6 protein-coding genes are annotated in these 5,066 nt (G+C 41.4%); all 6 read left to right on the top strand.

From position 1 onward, the window contains the following. Positions 1-577 (top strand): thiamine pyrophosphate-dependent enzyme (locus tag ACI4WO_RS00230; protein WP_439805548.1); only part of this gene is annotated, 577 nt, incomplete at its 5' end. Further along, positions 577-1,074, top strand: a complete 498-nt coding sequence (gene ilvN, locus ACI4WO_RS00235) for an acetolactate synthase small subunit (RefSeq protein WP_439805549.1) — start codon at positions 577-579, stop codon at positions 1,072-1,074. The genes ACI4WO_RS00230 and ilvN, both read left to right, overlap by 1 nt. A 57-nt stretch (positions 1,075-1,131) precedes the next feature. Beyond that, positions 1,132-2,169, top strand: a complete 1,038-nt coding sequence (ilvC, locus tag ACI4WO_RS00240) for a ketol-acid reductoisomerase (RefSeq protein WP_439805550.1) — start codon at positions 1,132-1,134, stop codon at positions 2,167-2,169. 135 nt (positions 2,170-2,304) lie between these two features. Then, entirely contained in the window at positions 2,305-3,966 is a 1,662-nt protein-coding gene (gene ilvD, locus ACI4WO_RS00245; protein ID WP_439805551.1) for a dihydroxy-acid dehydratase, read from the top strand. 5 nt (positions 3,967-3,971) lie between these two features. After that, a complete protein-coding gene (locus tag ACI4WO_RS00250) occupies positions 3,972-4,460 on the top strand; it encodes a transposase (RefSeq protein WP_439805552.1) in 489 nt (162 codons plus the stop codon). A 35-nt stretch (positions 4,461-4,495) separates the two neighbouring features. Beyond that, on the top strand, positions 4,496-4,969 hold the full coding sequence (locus tag ACI4WO_RS00255) for an SMI1/KNR4 family protein (RefSeq protein ID WP_439805553.1): 474 nt from the start codon (positions 4,496-4,498) through the stop codon (positions 4,967-4,969). Positions 4,970-5,066: the final 97 nt, after the last annotated feature.

The following is a 5,066-nucleotide window of genomic DNA, read 5'->3' on the forward strand; positions in this document are numbered from 1 at the left end:
AGTAAACGAAAAAATGCCTGAGGACGCAGTTATCGCAACAGATGTAGGTCAGCACCAGATGTGGGTAGCTCAGCACTATAAATTTGAAAAACCCAGAACATTTATTTCCAGCGGCGGTCTCGGAACTATGGGATTTGGCATGGGTGCTGCAATCGGTGCTTACATAGCAACTGAAAAACCTGTCGTTTTGTTCACAGGTGACGGCAGCTTCGGCATGAATTTAAACGAACTTGCAACAGCAGTTTCATGCAATGCACCTGTTATAGTTGTTCTTATGAACAACGGAGTACTGGGAATGGTAAGACAGTGGCAGACGCTGTTTTTCAACAAGCACTACAGCAATACTACCCTCTGCCGTCAGACAGACTTTGTAAAGCTTGCTGAAGCCTTCGGAGCAATGGGATTCCGTGCTGAAAATACTGATGAGCTTTCAAAGGCTCTGGACGACGCAATTGCAGCCAGAAGACCTGCTGTTATCGACTGCAGGATAGATATGGATGAATTCGTTCTTCCTATGCTTCCTCCGGGAGGATCTATTGATGATATAATAACTGAAATTCACGGAGGTGAAATCTGATGACAAAATATGTATTCGGTATTCTGGTTGCCAACAAGTTCGGCGTACTTACCAGAGTTTCAAGCATGTTCACCAGAAGAGGCTTTAATATTGATACTCTCACAGTAGGTGAAACACAGTCTCCGGAATTTTCAAGAATCACTATCTCAATGATGGGTGACGAATACTCAAAAACTCAGATTATAAAACAGCTTGACAAGCTTCACGATGTAAAACAGGTTGAGGTTATGGAAAGAGATGAAACTGTTACCCGTGAACTGCTTCTCATAAAAATCAAAAACGATTCCGCAACAAGACAGGACGTTCTTGCAGCGGTAGACGTATTCCGTTCCAAAATTATCGACTATTCTCCTGACGCACTGTGTATTGAGATTACAGGAGAAAGCTCAAAAATCAATGCTTTTATTGAGCTTATAAAACCATACGGTATAATGGAGATGTGCCGTACAGGTCTTGTAGCTCTTGAAAGAGGCGGAAACTGTCTGGGATGTGACTGAACCCCGGATAAGCAAACTGCCCAATAAAAATTATACTTATACAAAGGAGTCCTAACAATGGAAAACAAAGCAAGAGTCTTTTATCAGGAAGACTGCGATTTATCTTTACTTTACGGCAAGACTATCGCCGTTATCGGTTACGGCAGCCAGGGTCATGCCCACGCTCTTAACGCAAAGGAATCTTTAGGCGACAACGCAAGAGTTATTATCGGTCTTTACGAAGGAAGCAAGTCATGGGACAAGGCTGTAAAGCAGGGCTTTGAAGTATTCACAGCTGCTGAAGCTGCAAAGCAGGCAGATATCATCATGATCCTCATCAATGATGAAAAACAGGCTGATATGTACAAGAAGGATATCGAACCAAACCTCAAGTCCGGCGATATGCTTATGTTCGCTCACGGTTTTGCTATTCACTTTGGTCAGATCGTTCCTCCGGCAGATGTTGACGTTACAATGATCGCTCCTAAGGGTCCTGGTCATACAGTACGTTCAGAATATCAGGCAGGCAAGGGCGTTCCGTGTCTTGTTGCTGTACATCAGGACGCTACAGGAAAGGCTCAGGATCTGGCTTTAGCTTACGGTCTTGCAATCGGCGGTGCAAGAGCCGGTGTTCTGGAAACAACATTCAGAACAGAAACAGAAACTGACCTCTTCGGTGAACAGGCTGTTCTCTGCGGCGGTGTCTGCGCTCTTATGCAGGCAGGCTTTGAAACACTGGTTGAAGCAGGCTATGATCCGAGAAATGCTTACTTTGAGTGTATCCACGAAATGAAACTTATCGTTGACCTTATTTACCAGAGCGGTTTTGCAGGTATGAGATATTCTATTTCAAATACTGCTGAATACGGTGACTATATTACTGGTCCTAAGATCGTTACAGAAGATACCAAGAAGGCTATGAAGCAGATCCTCAAGAACATTCAGGACGGTTCATTCGCTAAGGAATTCCTCCTCGACATGTCTCCGGCAGGCGGACAGGCTCACTTCCGTGCTATGAGAAAGCTTGCTTCTGAGCATCCTTCAGAAAAGGTCGGCGAAGAGATCCGTAAGCTTTACAGCTGGAACAACGAAGAAGACAAGTTTATCAATAACTGATTTTCTTCTTAAAATTTAATAATTATCTCCGATTGTAAAACGTAATCGGACTGTATGTGCTTTGCTGCTTTCCTGATTTACAAAGTCGGGAAAGCAGTTTGCTTTTTTATAAACTTATTAATGAGGTATAAAACAATGGGTTGTAATTTTTACTGCGAGGGAGTTGACAAGGCTCCTCAGCGTTCACTGTTCAACGCCCTGGGTATGACAAAGGAAGAAATGAAGCGTCCGCTGGTTGGTATCGTTTCTTCATACAATGAAATCGTACCGGGTCACATGAACATAGATAAAATCGTAGAAGCTGTTAAAATGGGCGTAGCTATGGCTGGAGGTACTCCTGTAGTATTCCCGGCAATTGCCGTATGTGATGGTATTGCAATGGGTCATGCAGGCATGAAATATTCTCTTGTTACAAGAGATTTAATTGCTGATTCTACAGAATGTATGGCACTTGCTCACCATTTTGATGCACTTGTTATGGTTCCTAACTGCGACAAAAACGTTCCGGGACTGTTAATGGCTGCGGCAAGAATAAACGTTCCGACAGTATTTGTAAGCGGAGGTCCGATGCTTGCAGGTCATGTAAAGGGAAAGAAAACAAGCCTTTCAAGTATGTTTGAAGCAGTAGGCTCTTACTCTGCCGGTTCAATGACTCTTGAGGATGTTGAAGAATTTGAAAACAAAGCATGTCCTACATGCGGTTCATGCTCAGGTATGTATACTGCAAACTCAATGAACTGTCTGACAGAGGTTCTGGGTATGGGACTGAGAGGAAACGGTACTATTCCGGCGGTTTATTCAGAAAGAATCAAGCTTGCAAAAGAAGCCGGAATGGCTGTAATGGAACTTGTGAAGAAAGATATCCGTCCTCGTGATATTATGACTGAGAAGGCTTTCCATAATGCTCTTACTGCCGATATGGCTTTAGGCTGCTCTACAAACAGTATGCTTCATCTGCCGGCAATCGCAAACGAATGCGGAATAAAGATAAATCTTGACATGGCAAATGAGATAAGTGCTAAAACTCCTAATCTGTGTCATCTTGCTCCTGCCGGTCATGCTTATATGGAAGACTTGAACGAAGCCGGCGGCGTTTATGCAGTTTTAAACGAGCTTAACAAAAAAGGACTTATCAATACTGATGTCATGACTGTTACAGGCAAGACACTGGGTGAAAATATCAAGGGTGTTGTAAACAAGAACCATGATATTATAAGACCTGTTGATGATCCGTACAGTGAAACAGGCGGCATTGCAGTTCTGAGAGGAAATCTTGCTCCAGACGCATGTGTTGTAAAGAGAAGTGCAGTTGCTCCGGAAATGTTAAAGCATAAAGGACCTGCAAGAGTCTTCAACAGTGAAGAAGAAGCTATAGAGGTTATCAGAGGTGGCGGTATCAAGGCGGGAGACGTTGTTGTTATCCGTTATGAAGGTCCTGCCGGCGGTCCGGGTATGAGAGAAATGCTTTCTCCTACTTCTGCAATTGCAGGTATGGGTCTTGACAAGGATGTTGCTCTTATTACTGACGGTCGTTTCAGCGGCGCTACAAGAGGTGCGGCTATCGGCCACGTTTCTCCTGAGGCTGTAAGCGGCGGTACTATCGCATACGTTCAGGACGGCGATATCATCTCTATTGATATTCCGAATTATTCAATTAATCTTGAGGTTTCCGATGAGGAGCTCGCTGAGAGAAAGAAAAATACTAAGATACTCAAAAAAGAAAATCTTTCGGGATACCTTAAGAGATATGCGGCTATGGTAGAATCCGCTGATAAGGGCGCTATAATTAATAAATAATCGGTATGCCTGATTTACCGGTACGAAAACCAAATCGGCTGAAAAATTTTGATTATAGTTCCGATGGTTTGTATTTTATTACGGTTTGTGTTAAAAACCATGAAAATATGTTGTGGCATAATGTAGGGGCGACCATTGGTCGCCCGCAGGATGTAAAGTTATCAGAATATGGTGAAATTGTTGAAAATGCAATACGTAATATTCATATACATTATCCAAATTATAAAATAGATAAATATGTCATTATGCCTAATCATATTCATTTGTTGATATGGATCAACCGGGACAGAATCGGGCGACCGATGGTCGCCCCTACAATTTCAACGGTTATTCAGCAAACAAAGGGTATAGTTACAAAACAAATTGGTTTTTCAATCTGGCAAAAGTCTTTTCATGACCACATTATCCGCAATGAAAAAGAATATCTGAAAATATCGAAATATATAGAAAATAATCCATTAAAATGGAAAGATGATTGTTTTTTTACTGATTAAAATATTCTGAGCATTCGGGAAATTTTGGAGGAATAATGAGCTTAAAAGTATATGAGAAAGCCATAAAGAAAATAAAAAAATGCGATGAATTTGACTGTGGTACACCACATTCAGAAAAAGTTATTGAAAAGGCAGAAAGTTTGCTCAACATAGCGTTTTCAACACAAATAAAGAATTATCTGTCAAAGTTCGGATATATTGAAGTATTTGGTGTAGAATTATACGGAATTGTTGATGAAGACTTTTCTATGGATAAGAACACCTATGAAGGATGCATGGTTGAGTGGACATTGGATGCAAGAGCAGCTAATAATCTTAATCCTGATTGGGTGGCATTAAAATTTGAAGATGATGGGGAAATGGTTTTCCTTGATTTTGAAAATACAAACGAAGAAGGAGAACCTCGTGTAATCGCTGCGATTGACGAAGGCAATGGCTATGTTTTTGAAGATGAGTTGGCAGAAGATTTCGGTAAGTATCTTATCTATTTAATTGAAGAAGAATACTGATTGAAAAAATCTGAACTCATGAATTTCCCCAAACAAAAAATTTGAAAGGAATGATATAAATGGGCATGACAATGACGCAGAAAATTCTTGCGGCTCA

This window comes from Porcipelethomonas sp. (genome assembly GCF_051893655.1).
In the GTDB taxonomy this organism is placed as follows: domain Bacteria; phylum Bacillota; class Clostridia; order Oscillospirales; family Ruminococcaceae; genus Porcipelethomonas.

What these genes read in the sequence shown, in the direction of transcription:
- ilvN (WP_439805549.1), top strand. Translation starts at nt 577, where the DNA reads ATGACAAAATATGTATTCGGTATTCTGGTTGCCAACAAGTTCGGCGTA.
- ilvC (WP_439805550.1), top strand. Translation starts at nt 1,132, where the DNA reads ATGGAAAACAAAGCAAGAGTCTTTTATCAGGAAGACTGCGATTTATCT.
- ilvD (WP_439805551.1), top strand. Translation starts at nt 2,305, where the DNA reads ATGGGTTGTAATTTTTACTGCGAGGGAGTTGACAAGGCTCCTCAGCGT.
- ACI4WO_RS00250 (WP_439805552.1), top strand. Translation starts at nt 3,972, where the DNA reads ATGCCTGATTTACCGGTACGAAAACCAAATCGGCTGAAAAATTTTGAT.
- ACI4WO_RS00255 (WP_439805553.1), top strand. Translation starts at nt 4,496, where the DNA reads ATGAGCTTAAAAGTATATGAGAAAGCCATAAAGAAAATAAAAAAATGC.